This window comes from Luteimonas deserti, from assembly GCF_013425765.1.
GTDB classification, from domain to species: Bacteria; Pseudomonadota; Gammaproteobacteria; order Xanthomonadales; family Xanthomonadaceae; genus Luteimonas; species Luteimonas deserti.
In genome coordinates this window covers 447443-472806 of sequence record NZ_JACCJZ010000013.1, presented here as the reverse complement: position 1 = coordinate 472806, position 25364 = coordinate 447443, and the positions used below count along the sequence as shown (strand labels likewise).

Annotated in this window: 28 protein-coding genes; 7 read left to right on the top strand and 21 right to left on the bottom strand. The window is 67.7% G+C overall.

All coding sequences use genetic code 11. The features are described 5' to 3' along the window. Window positions 1–355: 355 nt before the first annotated feature. The 3 genes from H0E82_RS07355 to H0E82_RS07345 all read right to left on the bottom strand — a co-directional run bounded on the left by H0E82_RS07355 (window position 356) and on the right by H0E82_RS07345 (window position 3410). On the bottom strand, window positions 356–2131 hold the full coding sequence (locus H0E82_RS07355; protein WP_180544787.1) for a copper resistance system multicopper oxidase: 1776 nt from the start codon (window positions 2129–2131) through the stop codon (window positions 356–358). A gap of 108 nt (window positions 2132–2239) precedes the next feature. Further along, window positions 2240–2635, bottom strand: a complete 396-nt coding sequence (locus H0E82_RS07350) for a CopL family metal-binding regulatory protein (protein WP_328796974.1) — start codon at window positions 2633–2635, stop codon at window positions 2240–2242. Between the two features lie 229 nt (window positions 2636–2864). After that, window positions 2865–3410, bottom strand: coding sequence for a hypothetical protein (locus H0E82_RS07345; protein WP_180544785.1), 546 nt, complete (start codon window positions 3408–3410; stop codon window positions 2865–2867). A 193-nt stretch (window positions 3411–3603) separates the two neighbouring features. On the opposite strand from H0E82_RS07345, the gene H0E82_RS07340 reads away from it, so the two are divergent. After that, on the top strand, window positions 3604–4482 hold the full coding sequence (locus H0E82_RS07340; RefSeq protein ID WP_180544784.1) for a prolyl oligopeptidase family serine peptidase: 879 nt from the start codon (window positions 3604–3606) through the stop codon (window positions 4480–4482). 144 nt (window positions 4483–4626) lie between these two features. Here the strand turns inward: H0E82_RS07340 and H0E82_RS07335 are convergent, their stop codons facing one another. From H0E82_RS07335 to H0E82_RS07305, 7 genes are all read right to left on the bottom strand, one after another. Then, window positions 4627–4986, bottom strand: coding sequence for a YciI family protein (locus tag H0E82_RS07335; protein ID WP_180544783.1), 360 nt, complete (start codon window positions 4984–4986; stop codon window positions 4627–4629). Window positions 4987–5143: 157 nt separating this feature from the next. Continuing rightward, entirely contained in the window at window positions 5144–5497 is a 354-nt protein-coding gene (locus H0E82_RS07330; RefSeq protein ID WP_180544782.1) for a hypothetical protein, read from the bottom strand. 89 nt (window positions 5498–5586) lie between these two features. Beyond that, on the bottom strand, window positions 5587–6270 hold the full coding sequence (locus H0E82_RS07325; RefSeq protein WP_180544781.1) for a transglycosylase domain-containing protein: 684 nt from the start codon (window positions 6268–6270) through the stop codon (window positions 5587–5589). A gap of 121 nt (window positions 6271–6391) precedes the next feature. Continuing rightward, on the bottom strand, window positions 6392–6943 hold the full coding sequence (locus tag H0E82_RS07320; protein ID WP_180544780.1) for a protein tyrosine phosphatase family protein: 552 nt from the start codon (window positions 6941–6943) through the stop codon (window positions 6392–6394). 389 nt (window positions 6944–7332) lie between these two features. Then, window positions 7333–7947, bottom strand: coding sequence for a hypothetical protein (locus tag H0E82_RS07315; RefSeq protein ID WP_180544779.1), 615 nt, complete (start codon window positions 7945–7947; stop codon window positions 7333–7335). Between the two features lie 43 nt (window positions 7948–7990). After that, window positions 7991–8392 carry a hypothetical protein gene (locus H0E82_RS07310; protein ID WP_180544778.1) on the bottom strand — a complete coding sequence of 134 codons (402 nt, stop codon included), beginning with the start codon at window positions 8390–8392 and terminating at the stop codon, window positions 7991–7993. Between the two features lie 93 nt (window positions 8393–8485). After that, on the bottom strand, window positions 8486–8965 hold the full coding sequence (locus H0E82_RS07305; RefSeq protein ID WP_180544777.1) for a bleomycin resistance protein: 480 nt from the start codon (window positions 8963–8965) through the stop codon (window positions 8486–8488). A gap of 142 nt (window positions 8966–9107) precedes the next feature. Between H0E82_RS07305 and H0E82_RS07300 the strand changes: the two genes are divergently transcribed. After that, complete coding sequence (locus H0E82_RS07300; RefSeq protein ID WP_219338440.1) at window positions 9108–9548, top strand: protein tyrosine phosphatase family protein; 441 nt, start codon at window positions 9108–9110, stop codon at window positions 9546–9548. Between the two features lie 393 nt (window positions 9549–9941). Here H0E82_RS07300 and H0E82_RS17070 read toward each other — a convergent pair whose 3' ends face one another. The 5 genes from H0E82_RS17070 to hutU all read right to left on the bottom strand — a co-directional run bounded on the left by H0E82_RS17070 (window position 9942) and on the right by hutU (window position 14227). Beyond that, window positions 9942–10421, bottom strand: a complete 480-nt coding sequence (locus H0E82_RS17070) for a TIGR02391 family protein (RefSeq protein ID WP_180544775.1) — start codon at window positions 10419–10421, stop codon at window positions 9942–9944. Further along, the gene (locus H0E82_RS07290) at window positions 10411–11094 is read right to left on the bottom strand and encodes a DUF5343 domain-containing protein (protein WP_180544774.1); all 684 of its coding nucleotides are present in this window, start codon (window positions 11092–11094) and stop codon (window positions 10411–10413) included. The genes H0E82_RS17070 and H0E82_RS07290 overlap by 11 nt, the downstream gene beginning before the upstream one ends. A 107-nt stretch (window positions 11095–11201) precedes the next feature. After that, window positions 11202–11615 carry a hypothetical protein gene (locus H0E82_RS07285; protein ID WP_180544773.1) on the bottom strand — a complete coding sequence of 138 codons (414 nt, stop codon included), beginning with the start codon at window positions 11613–11615 and terminating at the stop codon, window positions 11202–11204. Window positions 11616–11867: 252 nt separating this feature from the next. Next, window positions 11868–12551 carry a DsbA family oxidoreductase gene (locus H0E82_RS07280; protein WP_180544772.1) on the bottom strand — a complete coding sequence of 228 codons (684 nt, stop codon included), beginning with the start codon at window positions 12549–12551 and terminating at the stop codon, window positions 11868–11870. Next, a complete protein-coding gene (gene hutU, locus H0E82_RS07275) occupies window positions 12548–14227 on the bottom strand; it encodes a urocanate hydratase (protein WP_180544771.1) in 1680 nt (559 codons plus the stop codon). The genes H0E82_RS07280 and hutU overlap by 4 nt, the downstream gene beginning before the upstream one ends. A 108-nt stretch (window positions 14228–14335) precedes the next feature. Here hutU and H0E82_RS07270 point away from each other — a divergent pair, with 108 nt between their 5' ends. Continuing rightward, window positions 14336–15100 (top strand): ThuA domain-containing protein, encoded by a 765-nt coding sequence (locus H0E82_RS07270; protein ID WP_235974208.1) that lies wholly within the window; start codon window positions 14336–14338, stop codon window positions 15098–15100. Window positions 15101–15202: 102 nt separating this feature from the next. Further along, window positions 15203–15829: a porin family protein gene (locus H0E82_RS07265; RefSeq protein WP_180544770.1), complete on the top strand. Its 627-nt coding sequence runs from the start codon at window positions 15203–15205 to the stop codon at window positions 15827–15829. 72 nt (window positions 15830–15901) lie between these two features. On the opposite strand, the gene H0E82_RS07260 is transcribed toward H0E82_RS07265, so the two are convergent. Then, complete coding sequence (locus H0E82_RS07260; RefSeq protein WP_180544769.1) at window positions 15902–16219, bottom strand: hypothetical protein; 318 nt, start codon at window positions 16217–16219, stop codon at window positions 15902–15904. Between the two features lie 147 nt (window positions 16220–16366). Here H0E82_RS07260 and H0E82_RS07255 point away from each other — a divergent pair, with 147 nt between their 5' ends. From H0E82_RS07255 to H0E82_RS07245, 3 genes are all read left to right on the top strand, one after another. Continuing rightward, complete coding sequence (locus H0E82_RS07255) at window positions 16367–17623, top strand: alkaline phosphatase family protein (RefSeq protein ID WP_235974207.1); 1257 nt, start codon at window positions 16367–16369, stop codon at window positions 17621–17623. A gap of 188 nt (window positions 17624–17811) precedes the next feature. After that, entirely contained in the window at window positions 17812–19320 is a 1509-nt protein-coding gene (locus H0E82_RS07250) for a DNA-3-methyladenine glycosylase 2 (protein ID WP_180544767.1), read from the top strand. Beyond that, complete coding sequence (locus H0E82_RS07245) at window positions 19317–19847, top strand: methylated-DNA--[protein]-cysteine S-methyltransferase (RefSeq protein WP_328796973.1); 531 nt, start codon at window positions 19317–19319, stop codon at window positions 19845–19847. Before H0E82_RS07250 ends, H0E82_RS07245 begins: the two co-directional genes overlap by 4 nt. 6 nt (window positions 19848–19853) lie before the next feature. Here H0E82_RS07245 and H0E82_RS07240 read toward each other — a convergent pair whose 3' ends face one another. From H0E82_RS07240 to H0E82_RS07220, 5 genes are all read right to left on the bottom strand, one after another. Then, the gene (locus H0E82_RS07240) at window positions 19854–20621 is read right to left on the bottom strand and encodes a LytR/AlgR family response regulator transcription factor (protein ID WP_180544766.1); all 768 of its coding nucleotides are present in this window, start codon (window positions 20619–20621) and stop codon (window positions 19854–19856) included. After that, on the bottom strand, window positions 20618–21847 hold the full coding sequence (locus tag H0E82_RS07235) for a sensor histidine kinase (protein ID WP_180544765.1): 1230 nt from the start codon (window positions 21845–21847) through the stop codon (window positions 20618–20620). The genes H0E82_RS07240 and H0E82_RS07235 overlap by 4 nt, the downstream gene beginning before the upstream one ends. Before the next feature lie 11 nt (window positions 21848–21858). Continuing rightward, the gene (locus tag H0E82_RS07230) at window positions 21859–23514 is read right to left on the bottom strand and encodes a serine hydrolase (protein WP_180544764.1); all 1656 of its coding nucleotides are present in this window, start codon (window positions 23512–23514) and stop codon (window positions 21859–21861) included. Window positions 23515–23593: 79 nt separating this feature from the next. Then, window positions 23594–24058, bottom strand: coding sequence for a GNAT family N-acetyltransferase (locus H0E82_RS07225; RefSeq protein ID WP_219338439.1), 465 nt, complete (start codon window positions 24056–24058; stop codon window positions 23594–23596). Window positions 24059–24071: 13 nt separating this feature from the next. Continuing rightward, complete coding sequence (locus H0E82_RS07220) at window positions 24072–25322, bottom strand: formimidoylglutamate deiminase (protein WP_180544762.1); 1251 nt, start codon at window positions 25320–25322, stop codon at window positions 24072–24074. Between the last annotated feature and the right edge of the window lie 42 nt (window positions 25323–25364).

The following is a 25364-nucleotide window of genomic DNA, read 5'->3' as shown; positions in this document are numbered from 1 at the left end:
GCAGACGTTGTTGGTCGCTCGTGCGCGTGACCGGACGATGACGGCATCGTGCAATGGCCCATCGCTGCATGTTCCGGCGTGCAGGCCGGAGCGGCGGGCGTCGATTGAGGCTCGTGGAGGTGCTCGGGCGATGCCGGCATCGTGCAATGGCCCATCGCCGCATGTTCCGGCGTGCAGGCCGGCGATGCTGGCGGAGACGGATGCCCGTGCGCGTGACCGGATGATTCCAGCATCGAGCAATGGCCCATGGCCGCGTGTTCCGCTGTGCAGGCCGGAGCGGCAGACGCCCGGTGCGCATCCGCTGCCTGCGCCATCGAGATCGACACAAGAACGAGGAGTGCGAATGTGATGGTCTTCATGCCTCGACCCTCACTTCGCGCATCATGCCCGCTTCCATGTGGTACAGCAGATGGCAGTGAAAGGCCCAACGGCCCAGCGCGTCGGCGCGTACCCGGAAGCTGCGTTTGCTGCCCGGCGGCATGTCCACCGTGTGCTTGCGCACCATGACGTTGCCGTCGGCATCCTCCACGTCGCTCCACATGCCATGCAGATGGATGGGGTGCGCCATCATCGTGTCGTTGACCAGCACGATGCGCATGCGCTCGCCGTAGTTGAGCCGCAGCGGTTCGGCGCCCGCGAACGGGATGCCGTCGAACGACCACGCGAATTTCTCCATGTGCCCGGTGAGGTGGAGTTCGACATCGCGGCCGGGATCCCGGCCGTCCTCGTCCTCGGCCACGCTGTGCAGGTCGGCGTACGTCAGCACGCGACGGCCATTATCGCGCAGGCCGATACCGGGGTCGTCCAGCCGGTGCGTCGGCGTCATCGTCTGCATGTCCACCAGCGGGTTGCGCGACTCGCTGGCCGGATGTGCCTGCATGCCCGGGCCATGCGCTCCGTGCGCGCCGTGTCCTGCATGTTCCGCATGCGCATCGTGCCCGGCAGGCGCGCCATGCGCGGTATGGGTGCCATGGCCACCGTGCCCCATGTCGGCCATCGTGAGCAGCGGGCGCGGGTCGTTTGCCGGCACCGGCGCCGCGAGCCCGGCGCGTACGGCCAGCGTGCCGCGGGCATGGCCGGTGCGGCCCATGTCCTGCGCATAGATGGTGTAGGCGTCCTGCCCCGAGGGCTCGACAATGACGTCGAAGGTCTCGGCCACCGCAATGCGGAACTCGTCCACGCTCACCGGATGCACCGGCAGGCCGTCGGCCGCGACCACCGTCATCTTCAGCCCCGGAATGCGCACGTCGAAGTAGCTCATGGCCGAGCCGTTGATGAAGCGCAGCAGGACTTTCTCGCCGCTGCGGAACAACCCGGTCCAGTTCCCCGCGGGTGTGGTGCCGTTGACCAGGTAGGTGTAGGTATGGGCGTTGACGTCCGACAGATCGGTCGGCGTCATCCGCATCTGGCCCCAGGCCCTGCGGTCGGCCACGGTAGCGCGCAGGCCGTCGCGGCGCACATCGCGCACGAAGTCACCCACGGTCGGCTTGTAGTAGTTGTCGTACTCGGCGTACTGCTTGAGCCGGCGGAACAGGCGGCCGGGGTCCAGATCGGTCCAGTCCGACAGCAGCACCACGTGCTCGCGGTCCCAGCTGTAGGGCAAGGGCTCGATCGGATCGACGATCAGCGCGCCGTAGAGGCCCGCCTGCTCCTGGAACAGCGAATGGCTGTGGTACCAGTACGTGCCGGACTGGTTCAGCGTGAAGCGGTACTGGTAGGTCTCGCCCGGGTGGATACCGTTGAAGCTCAGCCCGGGCACGCCGTCCATATTCGCGGGCAGGATGATGCCGTGCCAGTGCAGCGAGGTCATCGCGTCGGGCAACCGGTTGGCCACGCGCAGCGTCACTGTATCGCCCTGCCGCCAACGCAGGATCGGCGCGGGCAGACTGCCGTTGACGGTCATCGCGGGCCGCACACGGCCGGTGAAGTTAACCGGCGCGGCGCCGATGGACAGATCGAATTCGGTACCGCGCAGCACCTGTGGCCCCAGACGCGCGTCGTTGTCGGCCGCAATCGCGGGCAGGCGCAGGCCCGCCGTACCGAGAGCCAGCCCGCCGAAGGCCAGCCCCTGGACGAAACGGCGGCGCGACTGAAGCGCGCCACACGTCCGCTCGAAGGAATCGTGATTCATATGCACTCCTGACGCTGCGCAGGCGCAGCGATCCTGATGGTGTTCGAGGCACGGCGCGGACACGCTCCAGCGGAGGCCTCGAGAGAGCTGCTTGCGCAGCACGAACCGTCAGGCGGAAATCGGAGGCCGTAGCAGGGGATGGCGCGGCGACAGGGCCTGCACTGCAGGCCCGGCAGCCGGCACGCTCGAGCCGGAGGGCAGCATCGGCAGCGATGCCGCCACAACGATCAAGGCCTGGAAGTGCTGCATGCACAGTTCAAGACACAGGCTGCGGCAATCCTCATCCCCCGCCTCCGTCGGATGCGGGGGATGCCCCGCTGCCGCGCCTGTCGGCGCCGCACGCGTGCCATGCGGACAATCCGTATCGACCGCCGCCTGCAACGCCAGCGCCCCCGCCGCGGCCCGAGCATCCATCCCCGCCAGATGCGCAGACGCTACGGCGGACGCCATGCCGTTGAACAGCAGCGTCACGCAAAGAAGCGCATGGAGAACGAAGGATCTCACGCGGGGCGACTGGGTCGGGCGTGCAGGAGTGGTGGATATTAATCGATCCTACCCGGATACCGCCGACCGGGCGTTGCCGCGTTCATGTCCGCGGCCGGCGAGACTCAGCCTCAGCCCACTTGAACGACAGGCGGCGCGTGGTGCAGGCACAGCGGCGGCGGCGCCCGGGCAGCCAGGGCGCGGCCCTGCACAGTCGCTTCCACGCAGACCGTGATGCCGCCGCCCCGACCTATCTGACCCGGTCGCAGCCGTGCTGGGCCATCGAGGCCTCGATCGGCGCGTGGCTGGCGAGCGACGCTGCTGCGGCCCGGCGCAGTTCGCTGCAGATCGTGTTTCGCGTCATGCCCTGGAGCGTGGCACCCAGCGAGCGGTCACGGATGTCGACCTGGATGACCGGCGCGATGTCATCGCGACGGCGGATCGGCCGACCGGCTGGCGTGCCGAAGGCCAGCGGCGCGGTCGGAAGGCTCAGATCGAGCCGGGGGGCAGGTTCGGGCGCTGACGCCTCCGGCAGGTCGTCGCGCTCCACATCAGCCCCGGCCGGCCCGCGCTGTCGCGCACGCGCGGACGCCGTCACCGCAACACGTTGCGCATCGGGCGCGGGCACTGCTGCGGGCGTCGTGTCGTCCCGGGGCACGGGGCGCGGCGCGCGCTCGAGCCAGACCACCTGCATCGCCGCGTCCTGCGGATGCTCCGACAGCGCGGTGTCGGGCGACAGCGTCACCAGCCACCACGCCGTCCCACCCACCAGGCATGCAGCTGTCGCTGCGGACACGGCGCGATCGAGAAGGTCCCGCGCCCGGGGCTGTCTGGTCAAATCAGTGCCCTCACCCGTTGCATCCTTGCAGTGACCCTCCGACCGCCATCGCGCGGCGAAGTTCCCGACAACACGCAACGACAGGTGGCAAGCCGGGCCTTGCCTGTTCGCTTGCGCACTATCATGTCGGATGGCCGACGACATCGCTTCCATGCTGCGCGAACGCCTCGGCCTCGCGCCGCCAGTGGCCGTCGCGTTCGAACGCGGCGACGTCGCCGGGTTCGCCGGTTACACCCGGCAGCGCATCGAGTACCGCGGCCTCGAAGGCGACCCCATTCCGGCCTTCCTGTTCACGCCTGCGGCGCAGCCCGCCCGGGGCGGCGTGGTGGTCTTCCATCAGCACAACGGCGAGTTCCACTTCGGCAAGAGCGAAGTCGCAGGCATCGTGGGCAGCCCGTTCCAGGCCTTCGGCCCGGCGCTCGCGCGTCGCGGGCTCGCCGTGCTGGCGCCCGACGCCCTCACCTTCGAGGATCGCCGCGGCCAGGTGCACGGCGTGGAGCCGCACGATTACGACTGGCTGCAGCACTACAGCGCCATGAGCTACCGCCTGCTCGACGGCGACACCCTGATGCGCAAAGGCCTCGACGACGCCCAGCGCGCGCTGGGCGTGCTGCTCGACGCAGCCGAACTCGACCCGCGCCGCGTCGGTATCGCGGGACATTCGTACGGCGGCTACACCGCGCTCTACCACGCCGCGGTCGACCCGCGCTGCCACTTCGTCTGCATCAGCGGCGCGGTCTGCAGCTTCGCCACCCGGCGCCGCGAAGAGACCGGCATCACCCTGTTCGAAGCGGTGCCCGGCCTCGCGCAGATGATCGACACGCAGGACGTCCTGTCGGCGATCGGGCCGCGCCCGACACTGGTGGTCTCGGGCACCGGGGACAAATACTCGCGCGACGCGGATCAGGTCGTGGCCAAGGTCAGCGGGGACTTCATCACCGAGCTCCGCGTCGAGCGTGGGCATGCACTGGATCAAGAACGACTCGAGGCGATCGTCGAATGGCTCGTGGGGCAGGCAGCCGGCATCTGAGACGGGCGTTCGAGGCCCACGCGTCGTCTGTCGCGGCCGGCTGCCATTCAGTGCACAGCACGCTGCAGCGCAGCGCCCGGGGCCGCGCGACGAAGGGCGCCGCGCCGCCGCCAGCGTCCCCGGCCGGCGCGGTCATCGTCGTCTTCACATGAAATCGGACGCCTCGTAAAGCGGACGGATCTCGACCTCGCTCGGACCCGGCATCGGATTCGGGCAACGTTTCACCCAGGCGACCGCTTCGTCCATGTCCTTGACCTCCCACAGCCAGAAGCCGGCGATCAGCTCCTTCGTCCCGGCGAACGGCCCGTCGACGACCGTGCGGTCCGCGCCCGAAAACAGGACGCGCTTGCCGTGCGAGGTGGGCTTCAACCCGTCGCCGTCCTTGAGGACGCCGGCCTCGATCAGCGCCTCGTTGAACTTGCCCATTGCCTCAATCAACTCGGGTGTGGGGAGAGTCCCTGCCTCGCTGTCTTCGGTCGCCTTCACCAACACCATCACGCGCATTATCGTCTCCTCGTGGCGGCGAATTGGTGCCGCCTTGTACGGGTACGACGATCAACGCGGGGCCGGATCGACATCCGGCTCACTTCTGCGATGCCGGGCTCGATGGCTGCGTCGCTGAACCCGGAACCGCCGACTCCGCGCGGCGATCTCGCGTCGGTCAGTCCAGGCCATACCAGCCCCCGTCACGCGTGCTCCAGTGAAGCACTGCGTAGGCCATTACCAGGCCGGTGACCAGACCGCCTGCGAACCCAGACGCGGCGTCATGGAACGAATAATTGCCGTCTGACACCCCGGCCGACGTGCCGATGCCCACCAGGGCGCACCAGAACACCAACGACTTCTGCCCGGCCGTCCGGAGCTTCTTCTTCGTTTGCAGTTTTCTTTCGTCAAGTTGGCGGATCGCAGCCCCCAGGTCACTGGGCGTGAACACGAATCCAAGCCAGGACCCCGGATGCAGCGAAATCCAGTACCAGACGAAAAAGAAGACTGCGCAAAACAGGAACTCGAACATAGCGTGCTTCTCGCAGGCGCCCCGATGGCTACCCGGTTACGGAAAGACAGGTAAGCCAACCTGGCACCTTCGCGCAGCAATCTCGAGGCCTAGTCCACCCCGTCACAATGCGCGTAGGTCAAATCCAGCCAGCCCGACGGCGCGCATCGTCCGGTCACGACTTTCGTGATTCGGCTGGTCCGTTCCGCATGATCTTCCGGATAGATGAGCGGGTGGAACCGATTCGGCGCGATGAGCATTGCGATCAGACCGAAGAACTTGTCGTCCGTCAGGGCGTGCGCATCTTCTCCGTAGTAGGCGCCGGCTGCAGCCTCGATGCCGACGACGGCCCGGCCGTCTATCGCGCCCCAGTACGCGTTGTTGAGGAACAGGTTGAACTGCTGCTGCTTGCTCGCATGAGAATGCAGCACGAGCGCCATCACATCGCGACCGAGATCGACCTTCTTGCAGCAGCTGAACACTTCTCGATACGCCGACTGCAGGACGCCTTTCCACCCGTCCAGGTCGTGGCCGTGCAGAAACAGATCACGCGCGACCACGGACGTCATCGTGGTCAAGCCCTGCCCGTCCGACATGTCGAGGCCGCGGTGCGAATAGAACGCAGGGTCCTCGATTGCAAGGAGTGCAGCCAGACGCCCGGAATCGAGTTCGATCCGGCGGTCGGTACCTGGCGTTGCCTGCAGCAACTCCCGGGCCACAGAATTCGCCCACAGCGCAACGATGACGAGATAGGACACCAGAGCCAGCGCGATGGCGGCCAGCCCTCTTCTCAACCGTCTCCCGCACACAGCGCGTTCCCTCGTGCTCAAGCGTGGGCGCCCTCCAATCTCTACCGCGAGCGGCATCCAGTGACGCTGCCACCATCAGTGGCAGCCGAGCGCACGGCGCCACGTGTCAACGCTGCGCCTCGATCCCCATTGGGATGCCCGACAGCTGCTCCAGAGGCAACGGCCACAGGCCGACGGGTTCCAGCTCGCGATAAACCGCGGTCGGCTCGCGCCCGAGATCGCGCACCTGGTGCGCCGCCCATACCTGCCCCGCACGCGATGCCGAGGCACAGTGCAGCAGCACCAGCGCGTCGTCCTTGCCCAGCAGGTCACGCAGCGCATCCACCGGCGCCTGCCGCATCGGAAACGCATCGCCGCCGAGCGGCACCTGCGTGTAGCTGATACCGAGCTCGGCCAGCAGCGCGGCCTCGTCCAGGCCGGCTGCGCTCACCCGCTCCATTTCCGCCGGCGTACGCACGTTGAGCACATGCCGCACGCCCATGGCGTGCCAACGCCTGAAATCGTCCGCGTTGGGCTGCGCCGCCAGGATCACACGATCCTGCTGCAGCGCTTCGGCGGCGACGGAGGGAAGCGACGGCGGCGCTTGCGCCATGAGGTCGCGCGCCGGTAGCGCGGCGCAGACGCAGATCAGCAGACAAGTCGCAAGCAGATGTCGCATGGTCGATCCTCCGGGTTGAGGCGCACCGCGACTGCGGATTCAGGCGCGCGCGGGGTTGGCGCATCATGACCCGCTGCGGCGCCCGCCGCCAACTCGTTGCCAGGCGACCCGGACTGCTCCACGGCGCATTCGACCGGTATTGGGCGCGCTCCTCAGCGCTGCCCCTGTGCGCCGTTAAGTGAACCTGGCACCGTTATCTTGCGGGCGTGGGAAGCCCCCCGCTTCGCTGTCCCTCGTGGCCTTCACCAACACCACCACACGCATCGTCGTCCCCTTCTGGCGGCGAATCGGTGCCGCCTTGTCCTGGTACGACGATCAACGCGGGGCCACATCCACATCCGGCTGCAATGTCCCAACGACGCGAGGAGTCGTTGGCTCGGGATGCGGCGTTAAAATCTTGAGCGCCTAGCTGGTCCAGCGCCTCCGCCCACGACGCAAACTTCCGAAACCGGCTGATCCCCCTTCGCGTCACAGTAGCTTTCGCAGGCCCTCGCATTGCCGCCCGAAGCAGACTGAAAGCTCTCACAAAACTCGATCGCGTCGAGCAGTTCCGCAGATGGAATGATTCCGCATTGACCTATCAGGTCACTCTTGTCCAAATAGTTGAATATCGAGTGCACCTTATTGCCTAGGACTAGAGCCACCTGCCCCTCTTCCGGCATCCGTGCAAACGCTTCGTCACGAACATAGTTCCGGTCACACTCAAGCTCGATGACGATGTGATCGGCGGAAATTATGTGCACGCGCGTCACGTCAGGATTGACGCCGCGCTTCGCGCTCGAATCAATACAGACCTTCTCAAGTCCTTGCGTTCCCGATAGATCAATCGAGCGCAGTTCCAAGGCATCAGCAGGATTCATGGCTTCGTCGCAAAGAGGTGCGAAGAAGGCTTCGACATGCACGGTCGAAATGGGATCCTCGCCCTCGAGAGCGGTGCTACTCACTGATCCTGAGCACGCCACCAGCAAGTGGCTCAACCCCACCAGCCAAATCGATCGTCTCATCCTGCCTCCTGCTCCAATAGTGAAGTTGGCACCTCTGCCACTCTCAACGAGCGCGCACCAAACCCGGAACTTCCGCATCCTGCAGTGCATTTGCGTTGAAGACAGTCAGACGGTCGCGGTGCCCGAGCACGACCACACGTGTGCCGACCGGGATCGGAATACCGCATGGAGATGCGGCTTCGACGCGCTGCGCTGCACTGCCACGCGGCACTTTCTCGACGTCTACCCGAATCCATCGGATGTTGTTCTGGTCATCCAGCCGCGTACCCGCCGCGACACCGTGGGCAACCCGTTCGGCCGCAGCAACACTTGGCGCCATCGCTGCGCCAGACGGCGCCACAATGCACGCATGTGCCGGACGCAGTGCACAGCACATGACGACGAACAGAACTGCGAAAACCGCACGTTCGACCTGCGTCTCGCTTCGGCAGCCCAGCATCAACATCGAGTTCTCCCGATCAGATCAGCACATCGCATATGGCGTCATTCCACTGCAGCTGGAAGCACTCTTATCGCTCAGACAGTGACCCTGAAACCGTTAGCCTGCCGCTGAGCCGAAACGCAAAGCGGCTTCGGTTTGAACGATTGAATAGGCTGCACTGCGCTGACCAAGATCCTGCACAAAACGAAGCAAGAAACCATCAGGGTCTTGAACGAGGAACTCGCGCTGGCCTTTTTCAGCATCTGTAGCTACGCGATACCACGAATCTTTGACGCTCCGAAATAGGATGACGTTGAGCGAAAGCAGTGCGGAAAGTACCTGCCCGACATCTGGAACCTCAATCTGGAAATTGATGCCTCGGCCGAACGGTTTGTCCAGGGGCTGCACATTCCAGCCCGCACAGTGCCGCTCCTCAAGCATGACCTGGGCGTGTCCAAGCTCAAGGTAAGCGAAAGGCGGAAATTCGCGGCGATGTCGAACACTGAAGCCGACTGCTTGATAAAAACGCAGCGACTCTTCGAGTGACGTGACCGTCAGTTCGGGAACTAGCGGATTCCAGTAAGTTACTTCTGCCATATTTCGCGCTAGTTAAAGCCTATCCGTGGAGCCTCAAGTCTACTGGACCTGGAGTCCTTACCGCTTCCACGCCCGCTCACGAAAATCGAGCTCGATAAGTGAACCTGGCACCGTTAGCTGGCAGTCGGTCGCCGCAGAGGCCTTGCATAAAGACCGGGTGATCCTGGCCGCGCAGCCGAATGCCGACGATTTCAGGCAATGGCATGCCGCAGGCGTGCGGCACGTGCTCAACGTGCGCACCCCGGCGGAGATGGAACGCGTGCGTGAGTCCGGGTTCGACCAGGCCGCCCTGCTCGCAGAACTTGGGATGAGCTATACCCAGGTCCCGCTCGGCGGAGATGCGTACCCGATGCGGCAGGAACCGGTGACCGCGCTCCGCGATCTGCTTGAACGGGACGACGCACTCGTGCTCGTGCACTGCGCGTCGACCACGCGCGCCGCGCAGGTCTGGGCGGCGCACCAGGTCCGCGACATCGGCCGCGCGCCGACCGAGGTCTACCGGGAACTCGAGCCGATCGGCTTGTGGCCGTTGCCGCTGGAAAAGCTCTCCGGCGTCCCGCTGGAAATCGAAGCCCGGCGCTGAACTGCTGTCGGGAAGAATGGACGCACAGGGGCGGATAAGCGCGGACGCGGTGCCCGCAGGCGTCGTTCTGATGCGGCAAGCGCGCCTGTAGCCGTCGGTCGCGGCAAGTGAAGCCGGAACGGACAGCCCAAGTCAGCACTAGATCAGTGAACTGGGACCGGTATCTCGGGGTAACAACGCTAAGTGAACCTGGAACGGTTAGCTCCGCAATTCAGCTTAGTCGCGCCAAAAGCGGCGCCGGCTTTAATCAATTCTTGGAAGCGTTCTGGTGTGACGTTCAACTTGTGGGCGGGTAGACATCCAGCTGCACGGAACTTTCAGGTGATGAATCGTTTCCTCGGTAAGTGAAGCTGGAACCGTTAGCCATGCACTTCGCGTGTTAATTCACCCACGTTATCGCAATCCCGCCTCTTCCAGCTTACGCAGAAGCATTGATGTAAGTGATAAGTGGTCAAGGCAGGTGTCTGGGTCATCTATGAGGCCGCTCTTATGGCCTCTCGGATTCCTGATTCCCGCCATTGTCCCAGCGAAAATGAACTTGAAGCCCTCTTGCTCACTCTGTTCAGAAGCAGTCATCCCTGGATTCAAGGGCAGCCTTGGAGAGATCCCACCGAACACGCGCATCATCAGACTCTTTCCGAAATCGGAATCTCCGGAAATTCGCTGAATCTCCTCGTCAAGATATTTCAGCGCCTCGAAGGTAGCCTGAGCGTAGTGGCCGTTGTCAAAAAGGCGCCTTACCTCTGCAGGTAGGTCAGGATGAATATTTCGCTCGTCAAATGGGTGCTCAGAAGTATTGCTAACGGGGCCAGCCTCCGTGAAGGCGTGCGCTATCCGAACAATGCGTTCAAACGAATTTAGGTTAAGAGCCATTGATCAGATTCTTCCTGATGCTTTGGAAGATGCGGTCGTAGGTCTCCTGGTCTCCAGATGCGGGAAGATTTACCTCAATACGAACTGTGAGACCAACTGACGATTGCTCCGGAACGGAGTTCTTCTGCACCGACCCCGTCCCCAGTGCTTGGTTCGTCGATAGCGGCTGTTTCGCCTTCGGAATCGCCGTCGCTGTAGATGCTCTCGGCTTCTTGGATGCGCTAGCCGCTTTGGGAGCTGGCATCTCTGCGTGACCAGAAAGTGCGGCGAGGGCCGAGAAAGTGCTTGCCTGGCGAGTTCCGACAACCTCGGTCGAGTGATCGGAAGTTCGGAAGAACTGGGTCAGCGAGCCTCGGTCGAGCTTCCAAGCAGCGTCGCCATGTAGCTCGAATAATTCCTCGTAGGCTTCACGGACAATCTTTTCAAACTCAGCTGAAAACGCGTCATCTTGGTGCTGGACAAAAGCTTTAGCTTTGCCGTCAACCTTCTTCCCCTCCTCGTCAACAACTCCTAAGAATCGAAGCACATTGATCACGTACGATTCATTCTTAGGGGCAACACCCAACTTCCGCAGAGTATCCGCGGTGACTTCTTTCGGGAAGCTCTTTCGCAAATGGCTCACGGCCTTTACCAACGGACCCGCAGAAGCCACATATGGATACTTGTTCGCCATTTACATTCCCCTGTCGTTGGACCTTTTTTGTGTCTAACGCTTGAATTAAGCCGTACCGCGAAGCGGAATCGGCACGGATGAATCGATAGCGGCCAGGCGGCGAAATCTCATGGCCATCCCCACGGCAAGTAGATGCGCTTGTTGGGGCCGATCTCTCTGACTTGACGCTGCCAATCAGCGTGCTGGGCCATGTAAGTGTGCGTAACCATTGCTCCCGAAACGACAGATCTGTTCGCGCCGAGAATGATGTCGTACAGAGATTTGACCTTGTCACCAGCCGGGCGATGACCAAGACCATAAAGGTCACTCGCGATGAGAGCCAAGGAGCTCAGGCTGCGGGGCTCCCGTATCGTCATGTGCGTCTCGTCGCCAATGTAGTCGATTGATCGAATGATTCGAAGAGCCTCTCTACGAAGCTCGGAGAACCTTGCGTACTTGGTCACGACAAGGCTAGAGTACAGCCCGCTCACGATGCCGATTGGCAGTGACAGTAGCAGGGCAAACAGGGAGTCTTTGGTCATGGGCGCTGACTGTAAGTAGATCTGAATAGCGCGATATGCACGGGACACGAAAGCACGACGCTCACGTTCGCCCGCCTGCAATTGGCAACAACATCAACATTTTGCACCCACAGGGCTCCCCAGCCCGGACTTTACGATCTGTGCTTATCGCACAAAGGGCGTGCCGCTGCATATAGAACAATTCGCGCCGATTCCGTGCGTATCAGACAATCCTCGGCTTTCCCAGACCGGTGACAATAGAGGCCTTCGCTCCTAGTTCGCGTCCGCAGCGTCTTGGTCCACCTTCCTCGCCAAGATCTCCCCAAACGCTCGCGCAAACACCTCCACCGGCTGCCCGCCCGAGATCAGATGCTGCTGGTCGATGATGATCGCCGGCACGCTGTTGATACCGCTGCGGATGAAGAATTGTTCCTCATTACACACTTCATCCGCATATTCGCCTGAGGCGAGGACTGCGGCGGCACGCTCGGCGTCCAGGCCCACGCCGGCGGCGACACGCACCAGCGTCGCCTGGTCGCTGACGTTCTCGCCATCCCCGTGATACGCCTGCAACAGCGCGCGCTTGAGCTCGAGTTGCCGGCCTGCGGTGCCGGCCCAGTGCAGCAGCCGGTGCGCGTCGAAGGTGTTCCAGGTGCGCTTGCGGTCGCCGAAGGTGAAACCGACTTCGGCACCGCGACCCTGGATGTTGGCGCGAGCCGCGCTGAGCTGTTCGGCCGACATGCCGTACTTGCGCTGCAGGTGCTCGGCGATGTCCTCGCCTTCCTGCGCCATCTGCGGGTTGAGTTCGAAGGGGCGTACGTGGAAGTCGACGTCGACGTTCGCCGGCAGGCGCGCGAGTGCCTGCTCGAGTGCGGCCAGGCCGATGGCGCACCAGGGGCAGACGATATCGGACACGAAATCGATGCGCAGCGGCACGCGGTCGGTGGCGGCGCTCATGCCTGCACCATCGGCAGCTTGAGGCCCTGTTCGCCGGCGCAGTCTTTTGCGATGTCGTAACCGGCATCGGCGTGACGCATGACGCCGGTGCCGGGGTCGTTCCACAGCACGCGGGCGATGCGCTTGTCGGCTTCTGCCGTGCCGTCGCAGACGATGACCACGCCCGAGTGCTGCGAGTAACCCATGCCGACGCCGCCGCCGTGATGCAGGCTCACCCAGGTGGCGCCGCCGGCGACGTTGAGCATGGCGTTGAGCAGCGGCCAGTCGCTGACGGCGTCAGAGCCGTCCTGCATGGCTTCGGTCTCGCGGTTCGGGGATGCGACGGAGCCGGAATCGAGATGGTCGCGGCCGATCACGATCGGTGCCTTGAGTTCACCATTGCGCACCATCTCGTTGAAGGCGAGGCCCAGCTTGTCGCGCAGGCCGAGGCCTACCCAGCAGATGCGCGCCGGCAGGCCCTGGAAGGCGATGCGCTCGCTGGCCATGTCGAGCCAGCGGTGCAGGTGCGGATCGTCCGGGATGAGTTCCTTGACCTTCGCGTCTGTCTTCGCGATGTCCTCGGGATCGCCGCTCAGTGCGACCCAGCGGAACGGGCCGATGCCGCGGCAGAACAGCGGGCGCACATAGGCCGGCACGAAGCCGGGGAAGTCGAAGGCGTTGGTGCAGCCTTCGTCCTTCGCCATCTGCCGGATGTTGTTGCCGTAGTCGACGGTCGGAATACCGGCGGCGTGGAAGGCGAGCATCGCTTCGACGTGCACGCGCATCGACTGCTTGGCGGCGTCACGCACCGTCTCCGGATTGGCGGTCTGCTCGGCGATCCACCGCTCCACGCTCCAGCCGATCGGCAGATAGCCGTGCACGGGATCGTGCGCGCTGGTCTGGTCGGTGACGCAATCCGGGCGCACGCCGCGCTTCACCAGTTCCGGCAGCACCTCGGCGGCGTTGCCCAGCAGCGCGATGGACTTCGCTTCACCGGCCTGCGTGTATTTGGCGATACGCGCGAGTGCGTCGTCGAGATCGGTGGCCTGCTCGTCGACGTAGCGCGTCTTGATGCGGAAATCGATGCGGCTCTGCTGGCATTCGATGGTCAGACTACACGCACCGGCGAGGCTCGCGGCCAGGGGCTGCGCGCCGCCCATGCCGCCGAGACCCGCGGTGAGAATCCACTTGCCGGTCAGATCGCCGCCGTAGTGCTGGCGGCCCATCTCGACGAAAGTCTCGTACGTGCCCTGCACGATGCCCTGGCTGCCGATGTAGATCCACGAGCCGGCGGTCATCTGGCCGTACATCATCAGGCCCTTGCGATCGAGTTCGTGGAAGTGCTCCCACGTGGCCCAGTGCGGCACGAGATTGGAATTGGCGATCAGCACGCGCGGCGCATCGGCATGCGTGCGGAACACGCCGACCGGCTTGCCGGACTGCACCAGAAGGGTCTCGTCGTCGCCCAGGGTCTTCAGCGATTCGACGATGGCGTCATAGCAGGCCCAGTCGCGCGCGGCGCGGCCGATACCGCCGTAGACGACGAGGTCTTCCGGACGCTCGGCCACCTCGGGGTCGAGATTGTTCATCAGCATGCGCAGCGGCGCTTCGGTGAGCCAGGAGCGGCAGCTGAGTTCGGTGCCGCGCGGCGCGCGGATCACGCGCGACGGGTCGTGGCGCGAAGGGGTGTCGGACATGGCGGCGCATTCCTGCAACGACGATGCGGCGATTATCGCACCGCGCCCGCGCGCGCCCTGCCGCGCTGCGGCGTGAGTGCCGGCACGCGCAGCGCCTATGCTCCCGCCATGACATCTCCCCGCGCTCCCTTGGCCGCTGCGATGCTGGCCAGTCTCGCCGCCTGTGCCTCCGCAGCCCCCGACACGACGCCCGTTGCCACCAGCGATGCGACGCCCGCGCGCGTGCTGGTGTTTACGCGCACCGCCGGCTTCCGCCACGATTCCATTCCGGCCACCGTGGACGCGCTGCAGGCACTGGGCCGCGGCACCGGCCTCGAGGTGGACGCCACCGAAGACCCCGCGCTGTTCGACGACGCCACGCTGTCGCGGTATGCCGCCGTCGTGTTCGCGCACACCACGCGCGAGGTGCTGGCGCGTCCGCAGCAGGCCGCGTTCGAACGCTACATGGCCGCCGGCGGTGGCTTCATGGGCGTGCATGCCGCGGCCGACAGTGGCTACACCTGGCCGTGGTACGGCGAGCTGGTCGGTGCGTGGTTCGCACGGCATCCCGAAGGGCTGCAGTCGGTGCGCGTGGTGTTCGAAGACGGCGCCGGGCCGGATGGGCTGGAAGAGTGGCGCGTCACTGACGAGATCTACGACTACCGGCGCAACCCGCGGCCGCACGTGCGCGTGACCGCGTCGATCGATCCGGCGTCGCACCCCGATGGCGGCATGGGCGACGACCACCCGATCGCCTGGTGCCACCGCAATGCCGGCGGTCGCGCCTGGTACACCGGGCTGGGCCACGATGCGGCGTTGTATGCGGATCCGGTGTTCCGCGCGCAGCTGCTGCGCGGGCTGCGCTACGTGAGCGGACAGTCCGACGCCTGCTGATGACGCGGCGCGCAGCCGCGCGCTAGACTCCGCGCCCCGCCGGACGCGGGGGTCCGCGGCGGTCGATTCAGGCCGCGGCGGCTTTCATCTCAAGGGGACAACATGATCAAGTGTGGACGCGTGGCGATGGTCGCCATCGCAGGTGTCCTGGCCGTGCCGTGCGCACAGGCCCAGAGTGGTTTCTTCGTCGGCGCACAGGCCGGCCGGGCGACGCTGTCGGACACCGGTTTCAGGGACGACTCCAGCAGCACGCAGTCGATCGGCGCGGGTTACCGCTGGCAGGCCGGCGCGTCGCCGGTGCTGGTCGGCGTGGAAGCGGGCTACGGCCGGCTGGGCGAGATCGGCGACACCTACGCCATCTCCGGCGTGTCGGAACGACGCGAGTTCGAGGCCGACTACGGCTATGTGGGTGCGAACGCACGCTTCCAGTTCGGCGCCGACAGCCGCTGGTTCGCGATCGCGCGCCTCGGCTACATGGGCTACGACCAGGAATTCCGCTACCGCTTCGAAGCGCCGGGCCTGAGCGAGGAAGGCCGCTTCAGCGACGATGGCGGCGGCGCGTACTTCGGCCTCGGCCTGGGCGTCGACGTGACCCGCAACTTCAACGTCAATGCGATGGTCAACGGCTACGCGTATTCGTCGATCTACCGCGACGGCAACCGCTACCGCTTCGACGACGACGTGAGCACCGCGCGCACGCTCACGCTGGGCGCCGAACTGCGGTTCTGATCCGCGACATGGGAAAAAAAAGGGAGTGCGCCTGCGGGCGCACTCCCTCGTGGTGCGGCACAACGACCGGGCTCAGAACATCGACGGGTCGAGCCGGCGCAGCGCATCGCGCACGTCGGTCGAACCAGTGCGCTCAATGTCCTCGCGGGTGTAGACGCGGCCACCGCCGCCGACGCATTCCTCTTCGGCGCGCTTGGAGCGTGCACTGCGGTTCGCGGTCACACGGGAGCCGGTCTCGCGGATGCAGAACCGGTCGGCCGGGCTGGCGCGCTGTCCACGTTCCCGCATCGTCTCTTCCTGTTCTTCCTGCTGCTGGGCCTGCGCCGCATTCGGCAGCACGCCCACGACGAGGCCGGCGCAGACTGCGGCGATCCACCATTTGCTGTTCATTGCGCACCTCCGCGGTGCTGACCATCGGGTGGCGCCACGATACGCCGCTGACAGCGCTCCATGGTCGTCATTGCCTGAACGTTCAGACCACGTTGTCGCGGACGCTTCGACGGTGAAACGTCATGAACGGCCGGTATCATGCGCCGCATGCCTGACGTGTCTCCTGCGCGCGTGATCGCGCTGCCGTTCCTGCTGTGGCTGTGCAGCTGCAGTTCGCTCCCCGCCCCCGATGCCGCCGCGGCCGCCAGCGAGCCGCCGACGGTGGTGCTGGTCTCGCTCGACGGGGTCCGGCCCGATGCCCTCGGCCGGGGCGACACGCCGACCCTCGATGCCCTCGCTGCGGACGGCGTGCAGGCATGGATGCGGCCGTCCTATCCATCGCTGACCTTTCCCAACCACTACACCCTGGTGACGGGCCTGCGCCCGGATCGCCACGGTCTGATCCACAACTCGATGTACGACGCCGAGCTGGGCGAGTTCCGCCTGTCGGACCGCGAGGCCGTGAGCAATGGCGACTGGTACGCCGACGGCGAGCCGGTGTGGGTGACCGCCGAACGCGCCGGCCTGCCCACCGCCACCCTGTCCTGGCCGGGCAGCGAAGCCGCCGTGCGCGGGCTGCGCCCCACACGCTGGCTGCCGTACGACGAAGGCCGCCCGATCGACACCCGCGTGGCGACGATGCTGGAGTGGCTCGACGAGCCGTCCGCCACGCGCCCGCGGCTGGCCACGCTGTATTTCGAGCATCCCGACAAGGCCGGGCACGACTACGGCCCCAACTCCCCGCAGTACCGCCAGGCCCTGCGCGATGTCGACGCCGCCCTGGGCCGGCTGATGGACGGTATCCGCAGCCGCGGGCTGCTCGACCGCGTCAACCTGCTGGTGCTTTCCGATCACGGGATGGCCGAGGTGCCCACGGGCCAGGTGATCGCGGTCGAATCGATGGCGTCCCGCGAGGAAGCACGCATCGTCTCCACCGGGCAGGTGATCGGCCTGGTGCCGAATCCCGGTTTCGAAGCCGCGGTCGCCGCGCGCCTGCTGGGCGCGCATGCGCAGTACGACTGCTGGCGCCGCGAGGCGATGCCGGCGCGCTGGCAGTTCGGTACGCATCCACGGGTACCGCCGATCGTGTGCCAGATGCACCCGGGCTGGGATGCGATCTCCGAAGCCGGCCTCGCCCGTCGCCCGCAACGCACCCGCGGCTCGCACGGTTACGATCCCGACCTGCCGGAGATGCGCGCGATGTTCGTCGCGCACGGCCCGGTGTTCCGCCGGGGGGTCACGCTGGACGGCTTCGACAACGTCGACGTCTATCCATTGCTGACCCGTCTGCTGGGTATCGAGGCCCAGCCCAACGACGGCGATCCGGCCACGCTGCTGCCGGCGCTGCGCGAGCGCGCACGCTAGGCCGACGCCGTCCGGCGTCGGCGACGCGACGGGAGGCACGCGCCCTGCCGAGCGAAGTCATCGGCGGACGCCTCGATTGATGCGTCCGTGCGCGCCGCGCGATCGATGTCGCCGAAGGCGCAGCGCGGCACGACATGGATGTCCGAAAGCGGCCAGTGACCGCACACGGCCGGTGCTAGCCTGCGCCCATGCCGTCGACCGCCCTGCCCGATGCCGCCACCTGCGAACAGGCCCGTCTCAGCCGCGATGCGCGCTTCGACGGCCTGTTCTTCACGGCGGTGCGCACGACCGGGATCTACTGCCGTCCGGTCTGTCCCGCGCCGGCACCGAAGGCGCGCAACGTGGACTACTACCCCAATGCCCCAGCCGCCGAGGCCGCCGGATTCCGACCCTGCCTGCGCTGTCGCCCGGAACTGTCGCCGACCGACGGACGCTGGCACCGCGGCGACGACATCGTGGCGCGCGCGCTGGCCCTGATCGACCGCGGCACGCTCGACGATGCACCGGTGGCGGCACTGGCCGAGCGCCTGCACCTGGGCGAGCGCCAGTTGCGGCGGCTGTTCGTCGAACGCCTGGGCGCGGCCCCGGTCGGTGTGCACGGGACGCGGCGCCTGCTGTTCGCCAAGCAATTGCTCAGCGAGACCGCATTGCCGATCACCGAGGTGGCACTGGCATCGGGCTTCCGCAGCGTGCGCCGGTTCAATGCGGCATTTCTGGCGGCGTACCGGATGCCGCCACGCGACCTGCGCAGGACCCCGCGCGCCCATGGCGACGACGGGCTCGGCCTGCGCCTGGCCTATCGCCCGCCCTACGACCTGGCGGCGATGCTCGCCTTTCTGCGCGGGCGCGCCCTGCCCGGTATCGAGCATGTCGACGGGACCCACTACACGCGGGTGATCGGCGACGCGGCGTCGCCGGGCTGGCTGCGCGTGGGTGCATGGCCGGGCGCGGATGCACTGCGCCTCGAGGTGCACGGCTGCCCGCCGTCGCGCCTGCAGGAGACGGTGCGCCGGGTGCGGCGCATGTTCGACGTGGATGCCGACCCGTTGGCGATCGACGCCCACCTCGCCCGCGATCCGCGACTCGCGCCGCTGGTGGCCGCCCGGCCCGGCCTGCGCCTGCCGAGCGGCTGGGACGGCTTCGAGATCGCGATCCGCGCGGTGATCGGCCAGCAGATCAGCGTGGCCGCCGCGCGTACGGTCACCGCGCGGCTGTCACAACGTTTCGGTGCGCCCGTTCCCGAGGCGTTCGCCGCGCAGGGGTTCGGCCACCTGTTTCCAACGCCGGCGGCGCTCGCCGACGCGGACCTGTCCGGCATCGGCCTGACCACGGCGCGGGCGGCCACGCTGCGTGCGGTGGCGCGCGCACTGCTGGAGGGCGCGGTGGACTTCGAGGCCCACCATCCGCTGGATGTCTTCGTCCGGCGCTGGACCGCCGTGCCCGGCATCGGGCCGTGGACCGCGCAGTACATCGCCTTGCGCGCGCTGGGCCATCCGGACGCGTTTCCCGCCGAAGACCTGGTGCTGCAGAAGACCCTGCCCGGGGACGGCACGCGCCTCGGCGCACGTGACCTGCGTGCGCGCGCCGAGGCCTGGCGGCCCTGGCGCGGCTATGCCGTGCTGCATCTGTGGCGCGAGGCTGCGGAGCGCGCGCCCGCTCGACCCGCTTCACCTGCCTGCCGGAGACCGACACCGTGACGTCCGCCGCCCTGCCCCCCGTGTTCACCCGCACGTTCGACAGCCCCGTGGGCCGACTGCGGCTGGCCGCATCCGATGCGGGCCTGCATGCGGTGGAGTTTCCGCTGCACCGGCATCCGGTGCCTCGCCCGGCGCCGTGGCACGACGGCGACCATCCGCTGCTGGATCTGGCCGCACGCCAGCTCGACGGCTATTTCGCCGGCACCCGCAGGACCTTCGATCTGCCGCTGGCCGCGCAGGGCACCCCGTTCCAGCGCGCGGTGTGGGACGCGCTCATGCGCATTCCCTACGGCCGTACCGAGAGCTATGCGGGGCTGGCACGCATGCTCGGCCGACCCACCGCGACGCGCGCGGTGGGCGCGGCGAACGGGCGAAACCCGCTGTCGATCGTGGTGCCCTGCCATCGCGTGATCGGCGCGAGCGGCGCGCTCACCGGCTTCGGCGGCGGCCTGCCGACCAAGCAGTTCCTGCTGGCGCTCGAAGGCGCCTGGCCGGATGCGGCGCCGGCCGGCCTGTTCCAGGCCTGAGGTCGGCTACATCCCGCGGAAGCGGTGCACGAAGGCGGCACTGACCGGCAGCGCCTCGCCGTGGCCGCGCAGCTCGATGCGGGTCTTGCCCAGTTCGTCGCGACGCACGCGGTGGATCGTCGATACCCGCACCACGGTGCCCCGATGCACCTGCCAGAACACGTCCGGATCCAGTCCGGCGAGCAGCTCCTTGACGGGCGTGCGGATCAGCGCCTCGCCTTCGGCGGTCACCACGCGCACGTACTTGTCCTGGGCCTGGAAGAACAGCACCTCGTCGATGCCGATCATGCGCACGCTGTCGCCGATGCCGGCGGTGATCCAGCGGATCACGCGTTCGCCCTGCGGTCGCAGGCGCGCTTCCAGCTCGTCCACCCGGGTCTGCAGATCAGCTTGCGGCGCCTGCTGCAGGCGGTCCTGCAGGCGCGAGACCGCCTGAAGCAACCGCGCGGGCTGCACGGGCTTGAGCAGATAGTCCACGGCGCCGGCCTCGAAGGCGCGGATCGCGTAGTCGTCGTAGGCGGTGGTGAACACCACGAGGCCACCTCCGGCGACCACCGCCCGCGCGACGTCCAGACCGCCGACGCCGGGCATGCGGATATCCAGAAACGCTACCCGCGGCCGGTGCTCGGCGGCCGCCTGCAATGCGGCGATGCCGTCCTCGCACGCGGCCACCACGCGTAGCGCGGGCCACACGGCCGCGAGCAGATCCAGCAGCGCCGCGCGCTGCGGCGCCTCGTCCTCGGCGATCAGCGCGGTGATGTCGGCCGGCGTCACGCGGCCTCCTCCAGCGGACTGCGGATCTCGGCCTGGGTGCCGCCGGTGGACGGACTGTGCAGGCGCAGGCTGGCGCGATCGCCGTAGCGCGTGGCGAGCTGCTCGCGCACGTTGGCCAGGCCCATGCCGCCGCCGAGGCCCGGCTGCAGGCCGGCGCCGTCGTCGGCGACCGCCACGCACAGCTGCGCGCCCTCCTGCCAGGCCCGGATGGCGACGCGTCCGGCGCCGGGCCGCGGCTCGATGCCGTGCTTGATCGCGTTCTCGACCAGGGTGATCAGCAGCAGCGGCGGATACGGCCGCATCCGCAGTGACGGCTCGACGTCCACGGTGTAGCGCAGGCGGTCGGCGGTACGCAGCCGCATCAGCTCCAGATAGCGGGCGCACAGGTCGAGCTGCTGGCCGAGGGTCGCGTGCAACGCGGCTTCGCCGTCGCGCAGGCGCGGGATGGTCGCGCGCAGGTAGTCCACCAGCGCGTCGAGCATGGCCTCCGCGCGCGCGGGCTCCTGACGCACCAGCGCGCGCACCGAGGCCAGGGTGTTGAACAGGAAGTGCGGCTCCACCTGGGCCTGCAGGGCCCCCAGGCGCAGTTCGGTCTCGCGCTTCTGCAGGTACGCGGTGGCCAGTTCGCTGCGGTGGCGGCTCTCGGCGATGCGTCGCTGCTCGCCGAAGTACGCACGCACCGCGGCGCCGCCGCCGAGCAGGCCGTAGATCAGCAGCGCCGCCAGCACCTTGATCGTCACCGCCAGGCCTCGCATGCCCGGCAGCGCCGCCTGCTGGCGCATGGCCTCGGGGTCGACCACGCCGTGGCCCATCTCGCTGAGCATGAAGGCGTTGATGTGGGCGCTGGCCCAGCTGTCGACGACGTAGGACACGAGGATGCCGATACACAGGCCCGCCACCACCAGCATGCGTTCGCGCGGCAGGGGCAGGCGCAGGTGGCGGACGATCGTCGCCAGGGCCGGGCCCGCGGTGGTCATCATCACGAAGCCGACGAAGGTGTAGGCGCTGGCCGTCACCGCGCCGCGCACGCTGGCCGGGGAAGCCAGCCCGCCCAGCAGCGTGAGCAGCGCGAACGCCAGCAGCACGCTTCCGAACAGCAATGTGCGGCCGGCCAGCCAGCGCGCACTGAACACCGGGTAGCGACGGTAGCGTGTCCACAGGTACTGCCCGCCCACGACGACGTCGTCGGGGAGCGGCGCATCCAGCGCGGTGGAGCGGCTGCTCATCGTAGGCCCCCTCAGTCGCGCGCGCCGGAGACGACGCGCCCGCCCTGGTGCAGGTCCACCCCGGTCACCGCGCCGGCGGCATCGCGGGTGAAGTGCAGGGCGATGCCGTAGGCCGGTGCCTCGAAGACATCGCGGCGTACAGGATCGAGCGCGAACGCGCCCTGTCCCGTCGCCTGCGCACGCAGTCGCCCGTCGGCCGCGTCCACGGTCAGGGCGAAGCCCGGCAGCAACGTGTAGGTCCCGCTGTAGTCCGCGAGCGGCGCGGCGGACACGGTCGCGGCATCGCCCGACGCCGACCGCGACGCGACACGTGTAGCCGGCAACGCGGCGCCGCCCTGCAGCCAGACGAAACCGTAGCGGCCGTCCGTACCCCGCCTCGGCGAGAGCAGTGCGTTGAATTCGCGCGGATAGAAATCACCGGCGTCGTCGTAGCCGAGTTCGAACACCGGCTGGCCCTGGGGATGCAGGGTCAGCCCGTTGCCGCGCCGCGCGATCTCCACCTGCAATCCGGTTTCGAACCGCCACGTCCCGACCAGGCCGTCGAGCACCTCGGCGGGCGGTGCGGCCTCCCGACGCGGAGCGCCCACCGGAACCGCGGGGTCGAGCAGATGCGCGCCCAGACTGCCGAGTCCGCCCAGTGCGGTGAGTGCGGTGTCCGACAGCACCACCACGCCGCGGCGGCGCTCGACATCGAACCCGACCAGCGAGGAAAAGCCACCGGTGCCGCCTTCATGCATGAGCACCCGGCGCCCGCCGATCGGGACGATCATCCAGTGCATGGCCATCGGCGGCTGCTCGGACACCGTGACCTGGGTGGCCTGCAGTGCGGCCAGCGTGGCCGAGGCCTCGCCCTCCGGCCCACTGCCGAGCTGGCCCTGCACATAGCGGACCATGTCGTCGAGGGTGGCGCGCACACCGCCGACGCCGGCCATCGCGTCGGGAAAGGTCCATGCCGCGGTCGCGCGTCCATTGGGCAGATGACCGGTGGCCGCGCGCACACCATCGGGCCGCTGCGCGATGTAGGCGCCGTGCATGCCGAGCGGCGAGAAGACGCGCGCATCGAGCAGGGCCTCGAACGGCTGGCCCGCACGACGCGCCACCGCGTAGGACAGCAGCATCGATGCGAAATTGGAGTACTCGAAGCGGCTGCCGGGCGCGCGTGCCAGGCTGACGTCGCCCAGCGAGCCGAGCAGCGCCGCCTCGTCGAGCGCGGCGTAGGGGTCGGCGGGATCCGCGCCCTGCATGCGCGCGGGCAACGCGGGCAGGCCCGAGGTGTGGGTGACGATGTGGCGCAGCAGGATCGGCCGGCCCTCGAACGTCGGCACGGCGACGGTGTCGGGCAGATACGCCGCGAGCGGGTCGTCCAGCGAAGCGCGCCCCTCGGCGATGAGGCCGGCCAGCAGCGCGGCGGTCATGGTCTTGGAGACCGAACCGATCTCGAAGGCGGTGTCCGCGCCCACGCGCAGCGCGCCCTCGCCGTCCGCGCAGCGGTAGGTGCGGGCGACGTGGGCATCCTCGATCACCGCGACCGCGAAACAGGCGCCGGTACGATCACCGGCCAGGCGCTGGTCGACGACGCGCGCCAGTGCGGCATCGGTGAGCGGCGCGGCGCATGCGACGCCGCAGGCGCACAGGGCGATGGCGAGGCTCAGTGTGGTCTTCAGCATGGCGGTGCTCCTTGCGTTGGAATGGTGCCATGCTGGGCATCTCGCACCGTCCGCGCGCAAGGATGCGACGAACACGCGCTCAGGCGCGACGGATCGTGGCATCCGCCGACGAAGCGGGCCTGCGCAGGCCCGACACCTCGACCGCCATGCCGTTGCAGGCCACGCGCACGCGGGAGTCGAACCGGAAGCCGGCGCGGTCGTACAGCGCGCGGGCGGCGGTGTCGGACGCCACGACGTCGAGATCGACCGCGGCGTCCATGCCCTCCAGCATCCTGGCGAGGAGTGCGGTCCCGATGCCGCGGCCGCGCCCGGCCGGGTCGACGAACAGCATGCCGATGCGCCCGGGCGTGCAGGCGCCGAACCCGAGCACGTCGTCCGCAGCCGCCACCCGCACCCGCGAGGCCTCGGACACCGCGAGCCGTGCGGCGTCGTCCTGCAGCGGGCGCAGCGGCGGCACCACGGGCTCGTTGCGCAGTGCGTCGAGCTTGGCGCGGGCATAGATCGAAAAGAGCGCAGGGCGGTCCCGGTCCAGCGCGGGCGTCAACCGCCCCGGGTGCTCATGCCTCGGCCAGCAGCGTCCGCATCGCCCCCGCGTACTCGCGCGCGGCCTGTTCGCGCAGCGGATGACGGCCCTCGGCGACCACCCGCCGGCCGCCGACATGGACCTCGCGCACCAGCGGGCGGTTGCCCGAGAAGATCCAGCGGTCGGCCAGATCGGCGCGGACGGCACCCGCCAGCACCGGTGCCTCGGCATCCAGAACGAGGTGATCGCCGGCAATGTCGAACCCCGTCGCCGGGGCGGCGCTGCGCTGCACGCCGTCGAGCAGTGTCGCGCCGACGCTCGGCATGCCGGCACGCACCGCGATGTTGCGCCGATGCGTGACCAGCCGCTGCCCGTACTCCAGCCAACGCAGTTCCTCGACCGGCGACACGGAGATGTGCGAGTCCGAACCGATGCCCCATGCGCCACCCGCATCGAGATAGGCCGGCAGCGGGAACAGCCCGTCGCCCAGATTGGCTTCGGTGGTCGGACACAGGGCGACCGTCGCGCCACTGCGCGCGATGCCGTTGATCTCGGCCGGATCGAGATGGGTCGCGTGGACGAGCGTCCAGCGTGCATCCACCGGCGTGTGGTCGAGCAACCAGGCCACCGGACGCGCGCCGCGCACGGCGATGCAGTCCTCGACCTCGGCCCGCTGCTCGGCGATGTGCACGTGCACGCGCGTATCGGCCGGCAGCCCCGCGAGGACGGCGCGCATCGCGTCCTCCGGCACCGCGCGCAGGCTGTGCAGCGCGCAGCCCACGCGCAGGCCCGCGTCCTGGCGCGCGTGCAGATCCGACAGCAGGCGCAGATAGCCGTCGACGTCGTGACCGAACCGGCGCTGGCGCTCGCCAAGGGGCCGGCCGTCGAATCCGCCGGTCATGTACAGCACCGGCAGCAGGGTCAGACGGATGCCGGTCGCGCGCGCAGCCTCGATCAACGCCTCCGACATCGCGTCGGCCTGCGCATAGGGCCGGCCGTCGGGCGCATGGTGCAGATAGTGGAACTCGCACACGGTGCCGTAGCCGGCCTCGAGCATCTCCACGTACAGCTGGGTGGCCACCGCCCGCAGCAGCGCAGGATCGAAGCGCGCCGCCATGCGGTACATGGTCTCGCGCCAGGTCCAGAACGAGTCGGATGGATCGGTCTGCACTTCCGACAGGCCGGCCATCGCGCGCTGGAACGCATGCGAATGCAGGTTGGCGATCGCCGGCAGGCGCCAGCCGGCGGCGACGCGCTCGATGATGGACTCGGCGGTATCGGACATCGGCAGCCGGGCTCGGACGGGAGTGCGTTAGGCTAGCGGTCT

Bases quoted from the DNA above. Each gene is read 5' to 3' on its own strand.
- H0E82_RS07355 (WP_180544787.1), bottom strand. From the start codon at position 2,131: ATGAATCACGATTCCTTCGAGCGGACGTGTGGCGCGCTTCAGTCGCGC.
- H0E82_RS07340 (WP_180544784.1), top strand. From the start codon at position 3,604: ATGCTGCGCGAACGCCTCGGCCTCGCGCCGCCAGTGGCCGTCGCGTTC.
- H0E82_RS07335 (WP_180544783.1), bottom strand. From the start codon at position 4,986: ATGCGCGTGATGGTGTTGGTGAAGGCGACCGAAGACAGCGAGGCAGGG.
- H0E82_RS07330 (WP_180544782.1), bottom strand. From the start codon at position 5,497: ATGTTCGAGTTCCTGTTTTGCGCAGTCTTCTTTTTCGTCTGGTACTGG.
- H0E82_RS07320 (WP_180544780.1), bottom strand. From the start codon at position 6,943: ATGCGACATCTGCTTGCGACTTGTCTGCTGATCTGCGTCTGCGCCGCG.
- H0E82_RS07315 (WP_180544779.1), bottom strand. From the start codon at position 7,947: ATGAGACGATCGATTTGGCTGGTGGGGTTGAGCCACTTGCTGGTGGCG.
- H0E82_RS07310 (WP_180544778.1), bottom strand. From the start codon at position 8,392: ATGTTGATGCTGGGCTGCCGAAGCGAGACGCAGGTCGAACGTGCGGTT.
- H0E82_RS07305 (WP_180544777.1), bottom strand. From the start codon at position 8,965: ATGGCAGAAGTAACTTACTGGAATCCGCTAGTTCCCGAACTGACGGTC.
- H0E82_RS17070 (WP_180544775.1), bottom strand. From the start codon at position 10,421: ATGGCTCTTAACCTAAATTCGTTTGAACGCATTGTTCGGATAGCGCAC.
- H0E82_RS07290 (WP_180544774.1), bottom strand. From the start codon at position 11,094: ATGGCGAACAAGTATCCATATGTGGCTTCTGCGGGTCCGTTGGTAAAG.
- H0E82_RS07285 (WP_180544773.1), bottom strand. From the start codon at position 11,615: ATGACCAAAGACTCCCTGTTTGCCCTGCTACTGTCACTGCCAATCGGC.
- H0E82_RS07280 (WP_180544772.1), bottom strand. From the start codon at position 12,551: ATGAGCGCCGCCACCGACCGCGTGCCGCTGCGCATCGATTTCGTGTCC.
- hutU (WP_180544771.1), bottom strand. From the start codon at position 14,227: ATGTCCGACACCCCTTCGCGCCACGACCCGTCGCGCGTGATCCGCGCG.
- H0E82_RS07270 (WP_235974208.1), top strand. From the start codon at position 14,336: ATGACATCTCCCCGCGCTCCCTTGGCCGCTGCGATGCTGGCCAGTCTC.
- H0E82_RS07265 (WP_180544770.1), top strand. From the start codon at position 15,203: ATGATCAAGTGTGGACGCGTGGCGATGGTCGCCATCGCAGGTGTCCTG.
- H0E82_RS07260 (WP_180544769.1), bottom strand. From the start codon at position 16,219: ATGAACAGCAAATGGTGGATCGCCGCAGTCTGCGCCGGCCTCGTCGTG.
- H0E82_RS07255 (WP_235974207.1), top strand. From the start codon at position 16,367: ATGCCTGACGTGTCTCCTGCGCGCGTGATCGCGCTGCCGTTCCTGCTG.
- H0E82_RS07250 (WP_180544767.1), top strand. From the start codon at position 17,812: ATGCCGTCGACCGCCCTGCCCGATGCCGCCACCTGCGAACAGGCCCGT.
- H0E82_RS07235 (WP_180544765.1), bottom strand. From the start codon at position 21,847: ATGAGCAGCCGCTCCACCGCGCTGGATGCGCCGCTCCCCGACGACGTC.
- H0E82_RS07230 (WP_180544764.1), bottom strand. From the start codon at position 23,514: ATGCTGAAGACCACACTGAGCCTCGCCATCGCCCTGTGCGCCTGCGGC.
- H0E82_RS07220 (WP_180544762.1), bottom strand. From the start codon at position 25,322: ATGTCCGATACCGCCGAGTCCATCATCGAGCGCGTCGCCGCCGGCTGG.